General features: G+C 44.4%; 16 protein-coding genes. 5 read left to right on the forward strand and 11 right to left on the reverse strand.

The features are described from left to right. Nucleotides 1-127: 127 nt before the first annotated feature. Together citZ and NYE56_RS14555 are read right to left on the reverse strand one after the other, a co-directional pair. Nucleotides 128-1246 carry a citrate synthase gene (citZ, locus tag NYE56_RS14550; RefSeq protein WP_014477638.1) on the reverse strand — a complete coding sequence of 373 codons (1119 nt, stop codon included), beginning with the start codon at nt 1244-1246 and terminating at the stop codon, nt 128-130. A gap of 332 nt (nt 1247-1578) precedes the next feature. Beyond that, nucleotides 1579-2043 carry a DUF441 domain-containing protein gene (locus NYE56_RS14555; protein ID WP_004398695.1) on the reverse strand — a complete coding sequence of 155 codons (465 nt, stop codon included), beginning with the start codon at nt 2041-2043 and terminating at the stop codon, nt 1579-1581. Nucleotides 2044-2139: 96 nt separating this feature from the next. On the opposite strand from NYE56_RS14555, the gene ytvI reads away from it, so the two are divergent. Continuing rightward, complete coding sequence (gene ytvI, locus NYE56_RS14560) at nt 2140-3255, forward strand: sporulation integral membrane protein YtvI (RefSeq protein ID WP_123372925.1); 1116 nt, start codon at nt 2140-2142, stop codon at nt 3253-3255. A gap of 32 nt (nt 3256-3287) precedes the next feature. Here ytvI and NYE56_RS14565 read toward each other — a convergent pair whose 3' ends face one another. The 7 genes from NYE56_RS14565 to dnaE all read right to left on the reverse strand — a co-directional run bounded on the left by NYE56_RS14565 (nt 3288) and on the right by dnaE (nt 13592). Next, the gene (locus NYE56_RS14565) at nt 3288-3671 is read right to left on the reverse strand and encodes an FxsA family protein (RefSeq protein WP_015251477.1); all 384 of its coding nucleotides are present in this window, start codon (nt 3669-3671) and stop codon (nt 3288-3290) included. Between the two features lie 92 nt (nt 3672-3763). Beyond that, nucleotides 3764-5521 carry a pyruvate kinase gene (gene pyk, locus NYE56_RS14570; protein ID WP_004398560.1) on the reverse strand — a complete coding sequence of 586 codons (1758 nt, stop codon included), beginning with the start codon at nt 5519-5521 and terminating at the stop codon, nt 3764-3766. Between the two features lie 42 nt (nt 5522-5563). Continuing rightward, nucleotides 5564-6523 carry a 6-phosphofructokinase gene (pfkA, locus tag NYE56_RS14575; protein WP_003229420.1) on the reverse strand — a complete coding sequence of 320 codons (960 nt, stop codon included), beginning with the start codon at nt 6521-6523 and terminating at the stop codon, nt 5564-5566. 183 nt (nt 6524-6706) lie between these two features. Next, entirely contained in the window at nt 6707-7684 is a 978-nt protein-coding gene (gene accA / locus NYE56_RS14580) for an acetyl-CoA carboxylase carboxyl transferase subunit alpha (protein ID WP_123372924.1), read from the reverse strand. Next, nucleotides 7669-8541, reverse strand: a complete 873-nt coding sequence (accD, locus tag NYE56_RS14585; RefSeq protein ID WP_003223544.1) for an acetyl-CoA carboxylase, carboxyltransferase subunit beta — start codon at nt 8539-8541, stop codon at nt 7669-7671. Before accD ends, accA begins: the two co-directional genes overlap by 16 nt. Before the next feature lie 334 nt (nt 8542-8875). Further along, nucleotides 8876-10108: an NADP-dependent malic enzyme gene (gene maeB, locus NYE56_RS14590; protein WP_014664951.1), complete on the reverse strand. Its 1233-nt coding sequence runs from the start codon at nt 10106-10108 to the stop codon at nt 8876-8878. Between the two features lie 136 nt (nt 10109-10244). Continuing rightward, a complete protein-coding gene (gene dnaE, locus NYE56_RS14595; RefSeq protein ID WP_341284019.1) occupies nt 10245-13592 on the reverse strand; it encodes a DNA polymerase III subunit alpha in 3348 nt (1115 codons plus the stop codon). 139 nt (nt 13593-13731) lie between these two features. Between dnaE and ytrH the strand changes: the two genes are divergently transcribed. The 3 genes from ytrH to NYE56_RS14610 all read left to right on the forward strand — a co-directional run bounded on the left by ytrH (nt 13732) and on the right by NYE56_RS14610 (nt 14866). After that, a complete protein-coding gene (gene ytrH, locus NYE56_RS14600; RefSeq protein ID WP_003229410.1) occupies nt 13732-14073 on the forward strand; it encodes a sporulation membrane protein YtrH in 342 nt (113 codons plus the stop codon). Then, nucleotides 14070-14573 (forward strand): sporulation membrane protein YtrI, encoded by a 504-nt coding sequence (gene ytrI / locus NYE56_RS14605; protein ID WP_003229408.1) that lies wholly within the window; start codon nt 14070-14072, stop codon nt 14571-14573. Before ytrH ends, ytrI begins: the two co-directional genes overlap by 4 nt. A gap of 101 nt (nt 14574-14674) precedes the next feature. Beyond that, nucleotides 14675-14866 (forward strand): hypothetical protein, encoded by a 192-nt coding sequence (locus tag NYE56_RS14610; RefSeq protein WP_003229407.1) that lies wholly within the window; start codon nt 14675-14677, stop codon nt 14864-14866. Nucleotides 14867-14883: 17 nt separating this feature from the next. Here NYE56_RS14610 and nrnA read toward each other — a convergent pair whose 3' ends face one another. Then, a complete protein-coding gene (gene nrnA / locus NYE56_RS14615; RefSeq protein WP_134156553.1) occupies nt 14884-15825 on the reverse strand; it encodes a bifunctional oligoribonuclease/PAP phosphatase NrnA in 942 nt (313 codons plus the stop codon). A 130-nt stretch (nt 15826-15955) separates the two neighbouring features. Here nrnA and NYE56_RS14620 point away from each other — a divergent pair, with 130 nt between their 5' ends. Beyond that, complete coding sequence (locus NYE56_RS14620; protein WP_003229401.1) at nt 15956-16258, forward strand: YtpI family protein; 303 nt, start codon at nt 15956-15958, stop codon at nt 16256-16258. Between the two features lie 18 nt (nt 16259-16276). Here the strand turns inward: NYE56_RS14620 and NYE56_RS14625 are convergent, their stop codons facing one another. Further along, complete coding sequence (locus NYE56_RS14625; protein ID WP_217019409.1) at nt 16277-17596, reverse strand: CBS domain-containing protein; 1320 nt, start codon at nt 17594-17596, stop codon at nt 16277-16279. Between the last annotated feature and the right edge of the window lie 78 nt (nt 17597-17674).

Here is a 17674-nt window from a genome sequence, read left to right on the forward strand (position 1 = left end):
ACATTTTATTTTTCTTATATAGAAAATAAAATGATTTTTCCTAACATTCAATTTAAAGTGTAACCCAATTTTGATGTTCTGAACAAGAGGCTAACCTCATTGACGCAAGCCAGCCTCCAATGGTTCTTTAGGCTCTTTCTTCAATCGGAACGAATTTTTGTTTGTCAGGGCCTGTGTAATCTGCCCGCGGGCGGATCAGACGGTTGTTGTCATACTGCTCAAGAATATGAGCCAGCCAGCCGGACATTCTGCTTACAGCAAAAATCGGTGTAAACAAATCATGGTCAATACCGAGGCTGTGATATACAGAAGCCGAATAGAAATCAACGTTAGGCGGAAGCTTTTTCTCTGATGTGACGATGTCTTCTATACGAATCGACATCTCATACCATTTGCTTTCGCCTGTCAAGTTGGTCAGGCGCTTGCTCATTTCTTTCAGATGCTTCGCGCGCGGATCACCATGCTTATACACACGGTGGCCGAATCCCATGATTTTTTCTTTCTTTTCAAGTTTAGCGCGGATGTACGGCTCAGCGTTTTCCACTTCACCGATTTCTGTCAGCATTTTCATAACGCCTTCATTCGCTCCGCCGTGAAGAGGCCCTTTCAGCGCGCCGATTGCTGCAGTAATGCCTGAATAGATGTCAGAAAGTGTTGCGACGCAGACCCTCGCTGTGAACGTTGACGCGTTCAGCTCATGATCAGCATGTAAAATCAATGCTTTGTTGAAGGCTTCAACTTCAATTGGTGAAGGCTCTTCACCGTTTAATGTGTAAAGAAAATTCTCCGCAATACCGTAATCTTCTCTCGGTTCAACAGGCTCAAGACCCCTGCGAATTCTGGAAAACGCTGCAACCAGGCCAGGCACCTTTGCCTGAAGGCGGATCGCCTTTCTGTAGTTGGCTTCCGGGTTCATGGTATCAGCCTCGCTGTCTAGCAGGCCTAGTAATGAAATTGCTGTCCGAAGAGCAGCCATGGGATGAACATTTTCGAGGGAATAAGATTTGAAGTGCTCAATAATTTCTTGCGGAACCGCAGCTTCCTTTGCAAGCTGCTGCTTTAACTCTTCAAGCTCTTTTTTGTTTGGCAGCCTTAGATGCCAAAGCAAGTAGATGATTTCTTCAAAACTTGCATTCTCTGTCAAATCATCGATATCATACCCCACATATGTAAGGGTATCATCAATAATAGAACTAACAGATGATGTTGTTGCTACAACCCCTTCAAGACCGCGTGTCGCTGTCATATATAACATCTCCTTTTCAATAAATTTCCCCTTTAAGAGTGTTGTAAAAACATGAGGCTTACTTAAAAAGCACGATGCAAGTATTTCTCTCCCCCAAAAAGAAAATGCTTACATTTTACTGGCTGCTGGAACTAAAACCCTTTGCTTATGAAAGAACATAACAAATTCTTATAAGCTTATTTAAGTTTAAGCCTATTCTCATTATAAACAATAATCAGACATTTGTTAAATGTTTACCTATAATTTTTTTTTTCATTCTGTGATTTTCCCGAAAAAACGCCTTTATTTGCGGGTTTTTGCATAAAAAAAAGCGGCTTTAGGGCCGCTTTTTTTTATGAAGTGAACAGTTTTACGATCTGCATGGCTAAATAAGCAATCCCCGCTCCGATCAGCGGTCCCACCGCAACTCCTCCAAAAAGCGCGACTGCAAGAATGGTCCCGATCACGAGAGCAGTTGTAATATGTGGATCATTTTCAAGCAGGGTCAGGCCGTTTTTTGCAATCAGCGCCACTGCGATCCCCGCTCCAAGGGCGATCCATGCGTAGGAAGACCGCATTGCTTCTCCAAGCTGCTTAAATCCGATTTCTCCCGTGGCAATCGGGACAAGAACGGCGATGGTAATAATGGTCACACCCCAGTTAATGCCTTTTGACTGGATGGTCGGAAATAATTTCTGATCAAGCCCAACGATTTTGATGATCAAAAGGACGGATACAGCAAAGAGCAATGATTGGTTTTTTGCGATAAGTGCGATAGCCAAGAGTAAAATTAAAAATAAATTCGCTTGTGTAAACACATGCCATCCCTCCTTTAAGATGAATGTATTCATATTCAGCAACAGCGTGAATACATATAAAAAATAGGACATGCTGACGAGAGGAGGACCGTTTTCGTGAATCAATCTTATATCACTATTTTTTTCAGAACCCTCTTTGTCATATCAATGACCGCAGGGTCGATAGCTGCGGCCTATTATTCGTTTCCGTTAACTTATCCGTTCCTGATCGCCCTTATTCTTTCATCAGTGATTCATCCTGTTGTCGATTATTTGGACAAAGTGACAGGATTCCCCCGAACGATAAATGTTCTGGGCGTTCTTGCTTTTTTTCTGCTCGCAGCCTTCGGCGCCCTTACCATTCTGGTAGCCGAAATCGTAACGGGAACAGCCTATCTAGCAAAAACGCTGCCTCCGCATATCAGCACGTTTATTTCATATTGCGAAAAATTGTTTACAACACATATTCAGCCGCTCTATAACGAGTTAACTCTTTTGTTTCAAGAATTGGAAACGAACCAGCAGGCTTCCATCGTCACTCATATCCAGACACTCGGTGATTCTGCCGCTAAAAATGCCGGGCTCCTGCTGTCCCACATTCTAGAGATGATCCCGAGATTTTTCGCTCTTCTTCCCAATACGGCGGCGGTTCTGATTTTTTCTCTTCTGGCAACCTTTTTTATGACAAAGGATTGGCATAAGCTGAAAGCCATGCTTGTTTTAATTCTGCCGGATCGTGTGACAGCTAACAGCAAAGCGATCAGCAGCGAATTAAAAAAAGCAATGACTGGTTTTATCAAAGCACAAGCCGTCCTCGTTTTCATCACGATGGTGATTGTATTTATCGGCCTTTCTCTCTTAAAGGTTGAACACGCCGCAACAATCGCCTTTTTAATCGGGCTTGTAGATCTTCTCCCTTACTTAGGTGCCGGCTCCGTATTTGTGCCCTGGATTTTGTATTTATCAATTACGGGCCAGCTGCCCCAAGCGATCGGAATTGGTATCCTGTACCTCGTCGTTCTTATTCAGCGGCAGCTGACAGAGCCCAAGATCCTAAGTAAATCTATCGGGATCGATCCGCTGGCAACGCTCATCGCCCTGTTTGCCGGCTTTAAATTATTCGGGTTTTTAGGACTGATTGCGGGACCGGCTGTACTCGTCATCATCCAAGCTTTCATCACAACAGGCGCATTAAAAGAAATATGGTCCTATATCACCGTTCAGCAAAAATAAAACGGCAGCCGTTTTTTCATGGCTGCCGTTTTTTATTTGATGATGATCCGCTTATTCTTCGACATTCCTCTCAGCCATTTGAACAGAATCGGCTTACACCAGCCGCGGGTAAACGGGATAAGAAGACAGGCGCCGGCCAAATCTGATAAAAAGCCCGGAAGCATCAGCAATAGACCGCCAATGAAAATGCACAGACCGTCAGCAATCGCTTCCCCCGGCATTTTGCCATATTGAAGATCACGCTGAACCTTATAATACACTTCGGTTCCTTGTTTTTTTGCAGCTGCTGCGCCGATAATGCCAGTCAGAATCATGAATAGAACTGTCGGCAAAATGCCAATCAGCTTGCCTAAAAATAGGAATATGCCGATTTCTATTGCCGGAAACACAATAAAAAGCAAAAACAAAAATCTCATATCCAAGCCCCCCACACGTGTAACACGTTCTGTTCAACAAAAGGCATGATAAAGAGAAAAGGAAGGGATTCCCCTTCCATTTTCACCTGTAATTAAAGAACGCTCGCACGGCCTTGATAGACTGCGCCTCTGGAAGCGTCAACTGTAATATCCTGGCCATCTGTCAAAATAGATGTCGCATTTTCCAGACCCACGATAACCGGGATGCCAAGGCTTAATCCGACTACCGCAGCATGGCTAGTCAAGCCGCCTTCTTCTGTAATGAGAGCAGACGCTTTTTCAAGGGATGCAATCATATCACGGTCAGTGCTTTTGGTAACAAGTACCGCACCGTCAGTCATTTTTTGCTCAGCTTCTTTTGCATTTTGTGCAACGACAACCGGACCGTAAGCTGATTTGCGTCCAATGCCTTGGCCTTTAGCGATGATATCGCCGACAGTATGAACCTTCATTAAGTTCGTAGTGCCGGACTCACCGACAGTGCCTGCTGTAATAACAATAAGATCGCCGTGTTTTACAATTCCGCTGTTCAATGATTTTTGGACAGCATCCTCAAGCATCTCATCTGTTGAGCTCGCATTTTGGCCGCTTTCCGCGAATACGCCAGATACGAGGGCAAGCTTTCTGGAAATAGAGTCATTTACAGTAACCGCAACAATCGGAGCCTGCGGACGGTATTTTGCAATCATACGTGCTGTATGGCCGCTTTCTGTCGGCGTTACGATTGCAGCAGCATTCAGGTTAATCGCCGTATGCGCGACAGATTGTCCAATTGCGTCTGTAATTGTCATGCCTACTTGGTCTCTGCGTTTTGAGAGAATTTCTTTATAATTTAAAGCTTCTTCAGAACGGGACGCGATGTTATGCATCGTTTGAACTGCTTCAACCGGATAGCTTCCGGCAGCAGTTTCACCAGAAAGCATGATCGCATCTGTTCCGTCGAAGATCGCGTTTGCAACGTCACTTGCTTCCGCACGAGTCGGACGCGGGTTGCGCTGCATGCTGTCAAGCATTTGTGTCGCTGTAATAACAGGTTTGCCCAGCGCGTTGCATTTTTTGATCAGTTCTTTTTGCACAAGCGGCACTTCTTCAGCTGGAATTTCCACACCTAAGTCTCCGCGTGCAACCATTAAGCCGTCAGACACTTCGAGAATCGCATCGATGTTGTCAACGCCCTCTTGGTTTTCGATTTTAGGAATGATTTGAATATCCTGAGCGTTGTGCTCTTCAAGAAGCTCACGGATTTCGAGCACATCCGTAGAACGTCGAATGAAAGATGGTGCGATGAAATCTACTCCTTGCTCAATACCGAAAACGATGTCTCGCGCATCCTTTTCAGTAATACCCGGAAGATTGACACTTACGCCCGGTACGTTAACACCTTTTTTATTTTTGAGTGTTCCGTTGTTTAATACTTTTGTTTTGATTTCGCGTTTAGCGGCATCTACATCAAGTACCTCAAGACCGATAAGGCCGTCATCTAACAGAATCGTTGAACCTTGTTCAACGTCATGGACTAAACCTTCATATGTCACTGAAATTTTATCTGTTGTTCCTACAACCTCGTCCATTGAAATAATGAGCTCTTTGCCTGTTTCAAGCTCAATACCGCCGTTTTCCATTGTATGTGTGCGGATTTCAGGACCTTTTGTATCAAGCAGAATTCCAACGTTCTTGCCAAGTTTTTTACTTGCTTCGCGGATATTTTTAATTCTTGCACCGTGCTCCTCAAAATCTCCGTGAGAAAAGTTTAATCGAGCCACGTTCATTCCTGACTCCATTAATTTCGTAAGCATTTCAATACTTTCACTTGCCGGACCGATGGTACAAACAATTTTAGTTTTTCTCATTTGGTTCACTTCCTTCTGAAATCTTCAGCCTTCAGCTGTACATTAGATAGACAGTTCTTTTGAAAGCTGATACATGTTTTGCTCAACTGTGTGTTTTGTCTCAAGTATTTCTATAATATCATGGTCTACAAGCTTATTGTTTTGTATACCTACACAGCGTCCGCCTTTTCCTTCAAGCAGCAGTTCAACTGCATATGCGCCGAGACGGCTTGCTAACACACGGTCAGCAGCACTCGGAGAACCTCCGCGCTGGATATGGCCCAATACAGATACCCTAGTTTCAAGATTTGTTTCTTCTTCAATGCGTTTCCCGAATTCAACACCGCTTCCTACACCTTCGGCAACAATAATAATACTGTGCTTCTTGCCGCGTTCGTGGCCGCGTTTTAAGCGGGCAATGATTTCGTGCATGTCATAGTCTGCCTCAGGGATTAAGATCGATTCCGCGCCCCCTGCAAGACCGGCCCACAATGCGATATCGCCGGCATGACGGCCCATTACTTCGATTACATATGTACGTTCATGAGAAGTCGCTGTATCGCGAATCTTATCAATTGCGTCAATTACTGTATTTAAAGCTGTATCGAAACCGATTGTAAAATCAGTGCCCGGAATGTCATTATCAATTGTACCCGGTACACCTACACATGGAAACCCGTGTTCCGTTAATTTTTTCGCACCCATATAGGAACCGTCTCCGCCGATAACAACAAGGCCTTCAATACCAAGCTTCTTCAAGTTTGCTATCCCTTTTTCACGGCCTTCAACTGTTTTGAATTCAGGACATCTTGCCGTATAAAGCTTAGTTCCTCCACGATGTATAATATCGCCTACTGATCCGAGTTCAAGCTTTTCAATCTTTCCGCTGATCAATCCCGCGTATCCGTTGTAAATACCGTAAACTTCAACGTCATGATAGATCGCTTTTCTGACTACTGCGCGAACTGCTGCGTTCATTCCCGGGGAATCCCCGCCGCTCGTTAATACCCCTATACGTTTCATTCTCCATTCACCTCAGCAACATATATGATTAAACATAACATGATCATTGCCCTAAAAACAATGAAAAGGGATCTCCATCCTCCCTATGAAACCTTACCTATTATACAATTAAATAAATTGTTTTTAAATAAAATTTAAGGAATGTCACAAAAAATAAACGTGAGCCAAAGGCTTCACGTTTATTTAGTTTACCCCGATATATTGATCTTCAACCGAGACTTTGCCAATTGCTTTATATTTTTCATAGCGCTGCTGAACTAATTCTTCTTCGCTCAGCTTCAGCAAAGTTTTTAACGATTGTTTAAGGGTTTCGTCCATATAGCTTGCCTGCAGCTTCACATCATGGTGCGCTCCGCCTTTTACTTCTTTAATCATATGATCTATAATACCTAATTCTTTTAAATCCGGCGCAGTGATTTTCATTGTTTCTGCTGCTTTTTTAGCAAGACTGGAGTCCTTCCATAAAAGTGCCGCGGCACCTTCCGGAGAAATAACAGAATAAGTAGAGTTTTCCAGCATATGCAAGTGATTGCCTACACCCAGACCAAGGGCTCCGCCGCTTCCGCCTTCACCGATGACGATGCAGATAACAGGCACTCGAAGGCCGGCCATCTCAAACAGGTTTTTGGCAATAGCTTCACTTTGTCCTCTTTCTTCAGCTGCTCGTCCAGGGTATGCCCCCTTCGTATCAATAAAACAGATAATTGGTCTTTTAAATTTGTCAGCCTGTTTCATCAGACGAAGCGCTTTTCTGTAGCCTTCAGGATGCGGCATCCCAAAATTGCGGACTAGGTTTTCCTTCGTGTCTTTGCCGCGCTGATGCCCGATTACCGTTACAGGGAGGCCGTGGAACTTCGCAATACCGCCGACAATGGCTTCATCGTCCCCGTACGCTCTGTCTCCGTGACATTCAAAAAAGTCGGTAAACAGGTGTTCGATATAATCAAGAGTTGTCGGACGGTCCGCCAGACGCGCAATTTGAACCCGGTCCCATGGCTTCAGATTTTTGTAAATATCATCCTGAAGCTTAGCGAGACGGTCTTCGAGCCGTTCGATTTCCGCACTTAGATCCATATCGGAATCTTGGGTGAATTTTTTTAGTTCGGCGATTTTGGTTTGCAGTTCAATCACCGGTTTTTCAAATTCTAATCTTGGAGCCACTCAATGTCACCTCCTGTTTGATGCATATCCAGCAGATTTTCTAACGTTTTTTTCATATCGTCGCGATGAATAACCGCATCAAGCTGTCCATGTTTTAATAAAAATTCAGCCGTTTGGAAGTCCTCAGGCAGTTTTTCTCCTATTGTCTGTTCAATAATCCGTCTTCCGGCAAAACCGATCAGCGCGCCAGGTTCAGCGAAATTGTAATCTCCAAGGGATGCAAAGCTTGCTGATACGCCCCCGGTAGTCGGATGCGTCATTACTGAAATAATAAGACCCTGCTCTTCACTGAACAGTTTTAACGCAGAGCTTGTCTTAGCCATCTGCATCAAACTTAATACGCCTTCCTGCATTCTAGCGCCGCCTGAAGCCGTAAAAATAATAAACGGAACTTTATCAGCTTTTGCTTTTTCAATCGCAAGCGTGATTTTTTCACCGACGACTGAACCCATGCTGCCCATTCTGAATGAAGAGTCCATGACGGCGACAACAGCCGGGTGTCCGCCGATGGTGCCTTTGCCTGTCACAACAGCCTCGTTTAAGGATGTTTTCTCGCGATCTTTTTCAAGCTTTTCCAGATATCCCGGGAAACCAAGCGGATTTTCCGAGAGCATTCCCTGATTGAATTCCTCAAAGGATTGTTCATCCATCAAGCTTTCGATACGCTGTTTTGCGTTCATTGGGAAATGATAATCGCAGTTCATGCATACCCGCATATTTTTATCCAACTCTTTAGTGAGCATGATTTTTTTACACTTAGGACATTTTGTCATAATGCCTTCCGGAACATCGTGCTTCGCTTGATCAGACGGTACGGAAGCATACTTTTTCTTTTTCGTGAATATATCCTTTAACAAATGATTACCTCCCTTTTGTGAAGGGTTCTCTTCACCGCATGTCATCAAACAGATAGACTTGCTAATAACTTTACCGAAACTATTGTACTTTTTTTGTCAAACGCTGTCATCCTCAATTCGACAACTTTTTATTCGATGACGTGCTCGGAAAGGCTTGTATGAAATCAGATAAGGTGTTGAAACGACAAGGTTGACAGCGCATTCAAAAATAATGTTAAACCCGGCTGAAATTTTTTTAAGGCTAACCCCCTAAAAAAATTTCAGCCGTCAGTTTAACTTGAGAACAGCGCGCCGGTCTCCGCCAACGCGCTGCCATTTTTGGAATGAATTAAAATTATTCACCAATAATCGTAAGTTTTCTTGTTTTTTCTGCGACTTCCTCAGGGTCAACAGTGATTCTTGCAACACCTGTTTCCATCGCAGCTTTTGCCACAGCCTTCGCAACAGCAGGCGCAACACGTTTATCAAACGGTGCAGGGATGACATAGTCTGCGCTAAGCTCATCTTCTGAAACCAGTGAAGCAATGGCTTCAACCGCTGCGATTTTCATTTCCTCGTTAATATGAGTGGCACGCACATCAAGTGCTCCGCGGAAAATACCAGGGAATGCAAGAACATTGTTTACTTGGTTCGGGAAGTCAGAACGGCCAGTTCCGATAACGCTTGCTCCGGCTTCACGCGCATCTTCCGGCATGATTTCCGGATTTGGATTTGCCATTGCAAAGATAATTGGATCTTTTGCCATGCTTTGAACCATTTCTTTTGTTAACGCGCCTGCTACAGAGACACCGATAAATACGTCAGCATCAACGATGACATCTTTCAGAGAACCGTCTTTGCGATCTTGGTTCGTGAACTTCGCCACTTCATTTTTGACATCGTTCATGCCGTTCGGGCGCCCTTCATAAATGGCCCCTTTGGAATCGCACATCACAATGTCGCGAACGCCATAATGATGAAGAAGCTTGATAATCGCAATGCCAGCCGCACCCGCGCCGTTTGCGACAACTTTAATGGATGACATGGATTTTCCAGACAGTTTCAGCGCGTTCACAAGACCTGCTACGGTTACAATGGCAGTACCGTGCTGATCATCATGGAAAACCGGGATGTTTGTTTCTTTTTTGAGGCGCTCTTCAATGATAAAGCAGTTTGGCGCTGCAATATCTTCAAGGTTGACGCCGCCAAATGTCGGTTCCAGCAATTTTACAGTTTCAACGATTTTATCAACATCGTTTGTGTTTAAAGCAATCGGGAACGCATCTACGCCCGCAAAGCTTTTGAAAAGAACTGCTTTCCCTTCCATAACAGGAAGCGCCGCTTCAGGGCCGATGTTTCCAAGGCCAAGCACAGCTGTACCGTCAGTTACAACTGCTACCATGTTCCCCTTCATTGTATAATCATATACTTTGTTAATGTCTTCATGAATATCCTTACACGGTTCTGCAACACCCGGAGAATAAGCGAGGCTTAGATCTTTCGCATTTCTGACCTCTACTTTTGATTTAGACTCCAGTTTCCCCTGGTTGACTTTATGCAGGTGTAATGCTTCTTCTCTTAATGACATTCTCCTAAACACTCCTTATGGATATTTTTTGATTCGTATACTGCTGCGTTGATTGCTGCATTCTGCGGAGTAAATCTATCTGAATATTTAAACAGGATCACATAATTGCTCCAATTGTATAACAAAAAGCGAATCGTTACCACTGTTTTAAAACGACGTTTTTTTGACCCAACAGCTCTTTTAAGCGATATAACACCTGGTGATCTGCATTGATATGGAACGACTCAGGAAGCTTAATCGTCTGTTTTTGCCTTTCATAATAGAGATAAACGCCTGTTTCCCCTTTATGCTCCAGCAAAATGCGCTTAATCTTTGCCAGGATCTCCTGGCTGTGCTGACTGCTTTCTATTTTTATATAAACCGATGGCGCTTTTTCTGCATCCATATTTTCTAATAATTCTGCCCGGGACATGATGAATTGGATCTTATCTTGTCTAACTTCACATTTCCCCGCTGTGAACAAAAGAGCGCCTTCTCTTAAAACGGGAGAAAGCTGTCTGAATTGTTCAGGGAAGACTACGGCTTCCATCTCGCCGGTTTCATCACTGAGCGTTAAAAACGCCATGTTTTGACCTGTTTTCGTCCGAATCGTTTTGATCTTCGACAGCAGAACGCCTAGTGAAAGCTGCCTTTTGACTGCCCGCTGAGCCTGCAGAATGGAGACTGCTCCGTGCGCAGTGAGCTGTTTTCGGAAGGCGGAGAGCGGATGATTTGAAAAATAAATGCCAAGCGTTTCCTTTTCAAACGCAAGTAAATCCACCAGAGGAAGCTCCTCCGTCTCCACATACTTCGGCTTAATTGAAAACGATTCATCTAAAAACAATCCCATTTGGTCATCGTCCGCGGCGAATAGCTCAGCATGTTCCAAAGCAACATCAATGGATGCGAGCAGCGTGGCCCGGTTTTGGCCGAATTCGTCCATCGCACCAGAAAAGATAAGTGCTTCAAGCATTTTGCGATTTACGCTTTTTGACGGCACGCGAAAGCAGAAATCGAAAAGATCTTCAAATGGTTTCTCTTTTCTTGCTTTATATATATCTTTGACTGCTGAGACGCCTACACTTTTTATCGCGCGGAGGCTGTATCTGACAGATCCGTTTTCAACTGTAAACGGAAAACTGCTTTTATTCACTGACGGAGGAAGGATACGAATCCCGCTCCCCTTTGCTTCGTAAAGATATTGAGAGATTTTATCCTCATTGCCAATGACGCTTGTCAGCAATCCGCACATAAAATATAACGGATAATGAGCTTTCAAATACGCAAGCTGGCACCCGATCATGCTGTATGCCACCGCATGGCTTCTGTTAAAGCCATAGTTTGCGAATTTGACGATTAAATCGTAGACCTCATTTGCAGTGTCTACAGAATACTCCTTTTTTAAGCACCCTTCAACAAAATGGCTTCGCTCTCTGTCCAGGATTTCTTTTTTCTTTTTGCTGACCGCCCTTCTCAATAGGTCCGCTTCGCCTAAAGAAAACCCCGCCATACGGGAAGCAATCATCATAATTTGTTCCTGATACACAATGACGCCATATGTATCTTCCAAAATGCTCCTTAAATCTTCATGAGGATAGTGAACAGGCGCCCGGCCGTGTTTACGGTCGATAAATAACGGAATATTTTCCATCGGACCCGGCCGGTACAGTGCATTGACCGCCACAATATCTTCTAGGCCCGAAGGTTTCAGCCGTTTCAAGACGCTTCTCATCCCTGCAGATTCAAGCTGGAAAATGCCTGTCGTATCCCCTTTTGACAGCAAGGAGAACGTTTTGTCATCGCTGTAGGAAATACTTGAAAGATCTATTTTAATATTTTCTTCTTTTTCAATCATTGAAGTGATGGATTCAATAAGTGTCAGATTCCTCAAACCTAAGAAATCCATTTTTAAAAGGCCCAAGTCTTCAAGATGGTCCATCGCGTATTGCGTTAAATAAATCCCTTCATGCCCTTCTTGAAGCGGAACAACATCTGTTAACGGTTCTTCACTCAGGACAACGCCCGCTGCGTGGGTTGATGCATGCCTTGGCAGCCCTTCTATTTTCCGGGCAATTGAATAGACTTGCTGAAGCAGGCTTGACTCCCGAAGCCGCTTATCCAGCTGCGGTGACTGCTGTCTCGCTTCATCCAGCGTCATTCCCGGTCTTGAAGGAATGAGTTTTGCAAGCTGATCTGCCTCCTTCGGGCTGACGCCGAATACTCTGCCGACGTCCCGGAGCGCCGCCTTTGCCGCAAGTGTTCCAAAGGTGATAATCTGTGCGACGTGCATCGCACCGTATTTCTGCTGAACATATTGAATGACTTCATCCCTTCTAGTATCGGGAAAGTCAATATCAATATCCGGCATGCTGACGCGTTCGGGATTTAAAAATCTTTCAAACAGAAGGTGATGCTTAATCGGGTCAACATCTGTGATATACAGCACATATGCCACAAGAGAACCTGCCGCAGAACCTCTTCCCGGTCCTGTAACAATCCCTTTTTCATGGGCGTGCTTCATAAAATCCCACACGATCAGAAAGTAATCGCTGAACTTCATCCGCTTGATGACATCAAGCTCATATTGAAGACGGCGAAGGTATTGTTCATCAGGCTTGCCGAAACGGCTGCGGAGTCCCTCCATACAGATATCCGTTAAATAATCATCAGCGGACGTTCCGTCTGGGGTCGGAAAAGACGGTAGACGGGTCTGCCCGAGACTGACGTCAACCCGGCATTGTTCCGCGATCTCTACAGAAGCTTGCAGTGCCTCGGGATGCTCTCGATAAATGTTTTGCATTTCTTCGAGTGGTTTCAAATCGAGATCAGGCAAATCTTCAGCGGGTGCATCCGTCAGTTTTTCCCCCGCTTTAATCGCTTTCAAACAACGGTAGGCAGCCTTATCTTCCTTCCTTATGTAATGCACATCGCCTGTGGCCGTAACAGGGATATCCGTTTCTTCTGATAGCTTTAGAATCTGCTCAGACAAGACTTGATTCCCTTTAAAAGGCTGATAGGAGAAATAAAAAGCTCCCTTTCCGAATATAGACTGAAATTCCAGCGAGGCTTGAGCAGCCTGTTCGAACAGCCCTCCTTCAAGAAGCGTTTCAATATATCCTTTTTCGCCGGGCGTTATTGCGATAATCCCTTCTCGATAACTGTGAAGCCATTTCGGCTTCAGTCCGCCTTTTGATTTAGATTGCAGAACGCTGCTGATTTTCAGCAGGTTTTGATAGCCTGTATTTGATTTTGCCAGCAGGACGAGCGGGTATGCTTCAAGCTCGCTGTCATCTGTAAAAACAGAAGCCGTCAAACCGATTATTGGGTTGATCCCTCTCGCCTTGCAAGCTTTATAAAATTGAATAGCTCCGTACATGACATGATCATCTGTCAGCGCCAAAGACGCATATCCGAGCCTGTCAGCTTCACTGACGAGTTCTTCCACAGCCGCGGCGCTGTTTAGCAGGCTATACCCGCTATGCACTTGCAGGTGAACAAAAGACATGCTATCACCTCTTTCTCATTACGATCCATTTCTTCCTTCATTATAAGGCCGGTTTCCAAAAGAAACAAATGTTCTTTTTTGACTCATCATCATACTTGTCCTGAAAGCTCAATATGATATAAAAGGTGAGGTGATAAAGATGGATCAGGAAGCAGGATTTATGGTGAATTTTATCAATAGCTACTTCATTGCGTTAGGGGTGCTGATCGGGGGCGCACTCATTGGAGGGCTCGGAGCATATTTGGCAGGCGAACCCCCGCTTACAGCCATTACAAAGCTTGCCAACCGGTTAAAAATATGGGCGCTTGTCGCAGCTATCGGAGGCACCTTTGATGCGGTATACAGCTTTGAACGCGGCATACTCGAAGGCAATACGAGAGATATCTTTAAACAGCTTCTTTTAATTATTTCGGCCATGGGAGGCGCGCAAAGCGGCTGGCTTATTATATCATGGCTGACCCAGGAGCATCTTTCTTCATGAGGGTCCCCCAGCATTACAAAAAACCGGGATGGCAGCGTTTTTTCGCGGGAATGATGTGCGGAGCCGTAATCAGCTGGTTCTTTTTCCTGTTTACCTACGGAACATTCCAAGAGGAGCAGGTCAGCCTCATCGAAAAGCAAAAAGAGCATGTAAAAGACTTGAACAATCAAATTTCGATCTATCAGGAAGATCTCCATAAACTGAATGAAGATAATAAAAGAAAACTGCTAATTCAAAGCGTCAGCGTCAAATTGCTGAATGGGGATAAATATAAAATATCACAGCCGGATAAAACGAAATTCGAGGAGCATGTAAAGGATGATATTTCAGAGGTGATTACAAAAGACATAGAGAGCGTCTATCAAACAAAGGATCTCTTGAAGCGGACAATTGAAAATAAAGTCTATATGATCAATGAAAAAAAATACGAGGCAACCGTCAGAGAATTGATTATTTATACGAGGCTGACAGTGGAACTTGAAATATCTTTCGCCACATAATTATGGATTTTTTTCAAATTCTCCAAACTTCTGTCGCTTTTTCCCATTCTTTTTTATAAACTATATGTGAGGCTTAATGGCGAAAGGAAGGAGGAAGGGAAATGGAGGTTTACAGTGACCGTCAGTTAGCAAAAGATCAAGCAGCCCGTCTCAGACAAGGTTTTTCTGCATATGCCGAAACAAACTCACTCGCTTCCCTCATCAAAAAAGAACTTCAATCACACAATCTCCAAGTCTACGAGGACCTTACTGATTTCGGCTGCTGGTTCATCCCCGTCACAGATGAACACTAAGAGAGAGGGTCTCCCCTCTACTCGTGTTCTTTACATAATGTTTCCAGATCAGCTAAAATCCGATCAGCTTCATCCCAACTGTAAATAGAGGCGCCTGAAGCAAACGGATGCCCTCCGCCGTTATATTTCCGGGCAAGTCCGTTAATGACAGGCCCCTTCGAACGGAATCTGACTCTGATTTGATCGTCTTCTTCTACGAAAAACACCCAGGCGCGAATACCTGAGATATTGCCAAGCGTCCCGACAAGCTGCGACGCTTCAGAAGCCGTTGTGCCGAATTTTTCAAGCGTATCCTTCTTGATGAAAACAGAAGCAGCCCCGTTTTCGGACAAAGACACATTTTGAAAGATAAAGCCGTTAAGCTTCACCACATTCAGTTTTGTTTCATACAATTGATTAAATAACTCTGAGGAAGAGAATGGATACTGAATGAGCTCGCCTGCATATTTTAATGTTTTTTCCGTGGTATTCGGAAATAAAAAGCGTCCGGTATCTCCAACAATGCCGGCGTAGATCAGCTCTGCCGCTTTCGTATTCAGCTTCCAGCCGTGCTCTTTTCCTTCTAAATACAGCTCGTAAATCATTTCACTTACTGAGCTGGCGCTTGTATCGACCCAGAGAAGGTCACCGTATGGATCTTCGTTCGGATGGTGGTCGATTTTCATTAGTTTGGCGCCTGAAGGATAACGCTGATCGTCGATTCTTTCCTGATTTGCCGTATCGCAGACAATGACAAGTGCGCCTTCATATGTTTCATTGTCCACCTCATCGAGGGAATATAAGAAAGAGAGGGACGGTTCAGGCGTGCCGACCGCAAAAATATTTTTTTCAGGATATGTTTCACGCAGGATTTCCGTAAGCCCGCACTGTGATCCGTAGGCATCCGGATCAGGACGCACATGTCTATGTAAGATAATCGTGTCATATAATGATATGGTTCTGATCAATTCTGTTTTCATTTGATACTCCTTTATTGTTTTTATTCATTAAATCACATTCTCTGCCGACGGAAAAGAAAAATAACGTCAAAACCAAGCCCGTTTTTGTATAAAATGGGTTTGTAAACTTTTACGATGGAGGATTTCATTTATGCTGGTTCTTGTTTTTTTGATTGGGCTTTCAGCCTGCTTTTATGTGTACTATAAAGTAAAAGGCGTACGGGCAAAGCCATCTTTGGCAAAAGAAATATGTTCAGCAAAATCAAGCATGGCCTTAGGGTCACTAGTCCTGTTCTACGGGCTCAACCAAATGATATTATTCCATTCAGTATTAACGTTAGTAATCGGCGGTATCTTTATCGTCATAGGAGCAGGAAGCGCTTGGGCAGGTTATAAGGCCTTCAGGCATTACAATCCCCTTCACGCCAAAGAAGCTGAAAGAGATCACGCGTAAGGGGCGCCTGAACGTCCCTTAGCTTCTTTCCATCAGCTGAACCATCAGCATCGCTTTAGACACGATATGACCTTGGCTGTGCACTTCCACTTCCATTTTCCCAAACTTTCTGCCGGCCTCCAAGATGCGAGGTTTGACTTCGATGACTGATTCCATCTGCACAGGCTTCAAAAAGAAGATGGTGATGCTCTCTATGACGAGTTCGCCGCGTTTTTTCGAGCGCAAAAATCGGTTTGCCGCTTGCGTCAAAATAGTCGTAAATACGCCATAAGAAATGGTTCCAAGCTGATTTGTCATTTGCGGCGTGACTTCATACTCGTAAACCGTTTGATTTTCTTTATCATCACCCTCATCTTTAAACCCCCTTGAAACGATATCATCAAGCTTCTCTCCGACCTGCGGCTGCTTTTGAATCATTTGAAGAGCTTTCAATACGTCTTGGCGGCTGATCATGCCGATGAGTTTTTGGTGGCCGTCAGTGACGGGAAGCACTTCGATCCCTTCCCATACCATCGTTTGCGCAGCTGAAGCGACAGATGTTTTCCCAATAACCGTGACGGGATTTTTGGTCATAACTTTTTCTATAGATGCATTTCGGTCATGGCCAGCAATATCTTTTGATGTCAGAATGCCATGGATTTTCATTTGATCGTCGACAACCGGGAAGCGTCCGTGCCCCGTTTCAAAATTTTTCTCATACCATTTTTCAAGTTTATCCTTAGGCGAAAGATATACCGTGCGGTCAGCAGGTGTTAGGATGTCCTCCACCAAAACAATTTCTTTTTTGATCAGCTGGTCATAAATTGCCCGGTTAATCATCGCGGCAACTGTAAAGGTGTCATAGCTCGTGGATAAAATCGGCAGTTCAAGCTCATCTGCCAGCTGCACAATGCTGTCATCCGTGTTAAAGCCCCCGGTCACCAATACGGCCGCGCCCGCTTCAAGCGCCTGCCTGTGTGCATTGATTCTGTTTCCGACAATCAAAAGATTCCCCGCTGCGGTGTAACGCATCATCGCGTCAAGCTCCATCGCGCCGATGACGAATTTATTCAATGTCTTATGGAGCCCTGCCCTGCCTCCGAGCACTTGTCCGTCTATAACATTTACAACCTCTGCATAGGTAAGCTTTTCAATGTTCTCTTTTTTCTTTTGTTCAATTCTGATTGTGCCCACACGTTCAATCGTGCTGACAAACCCTTTATTCTCTGCTTCCTTGATCGCTCTGTACGCGGTTCCTTCGCTTACTTTCATTTCCTTTGCAATTCTTCGGACAGAAATTTTTTCACCGACAGGCAGTGAATCGATATACGTTAAAATTTGTTCATGCTTCGTTGCCAAGCCTTTCACCTCTAAGGACAGTCTTCTTGTTTTTATTATAAGGTTTCAAAGGATTTATACGCAATGAGGCTGGAAAAT

This window comes from Bacillus sp. FSL R5-0603, assembly GCF_038050295.1.
GTDB lineage: Bacteria > Bacillota > Bacilli > Bacillales > Bacillaceae > Bacillus > Bacillus subtilis.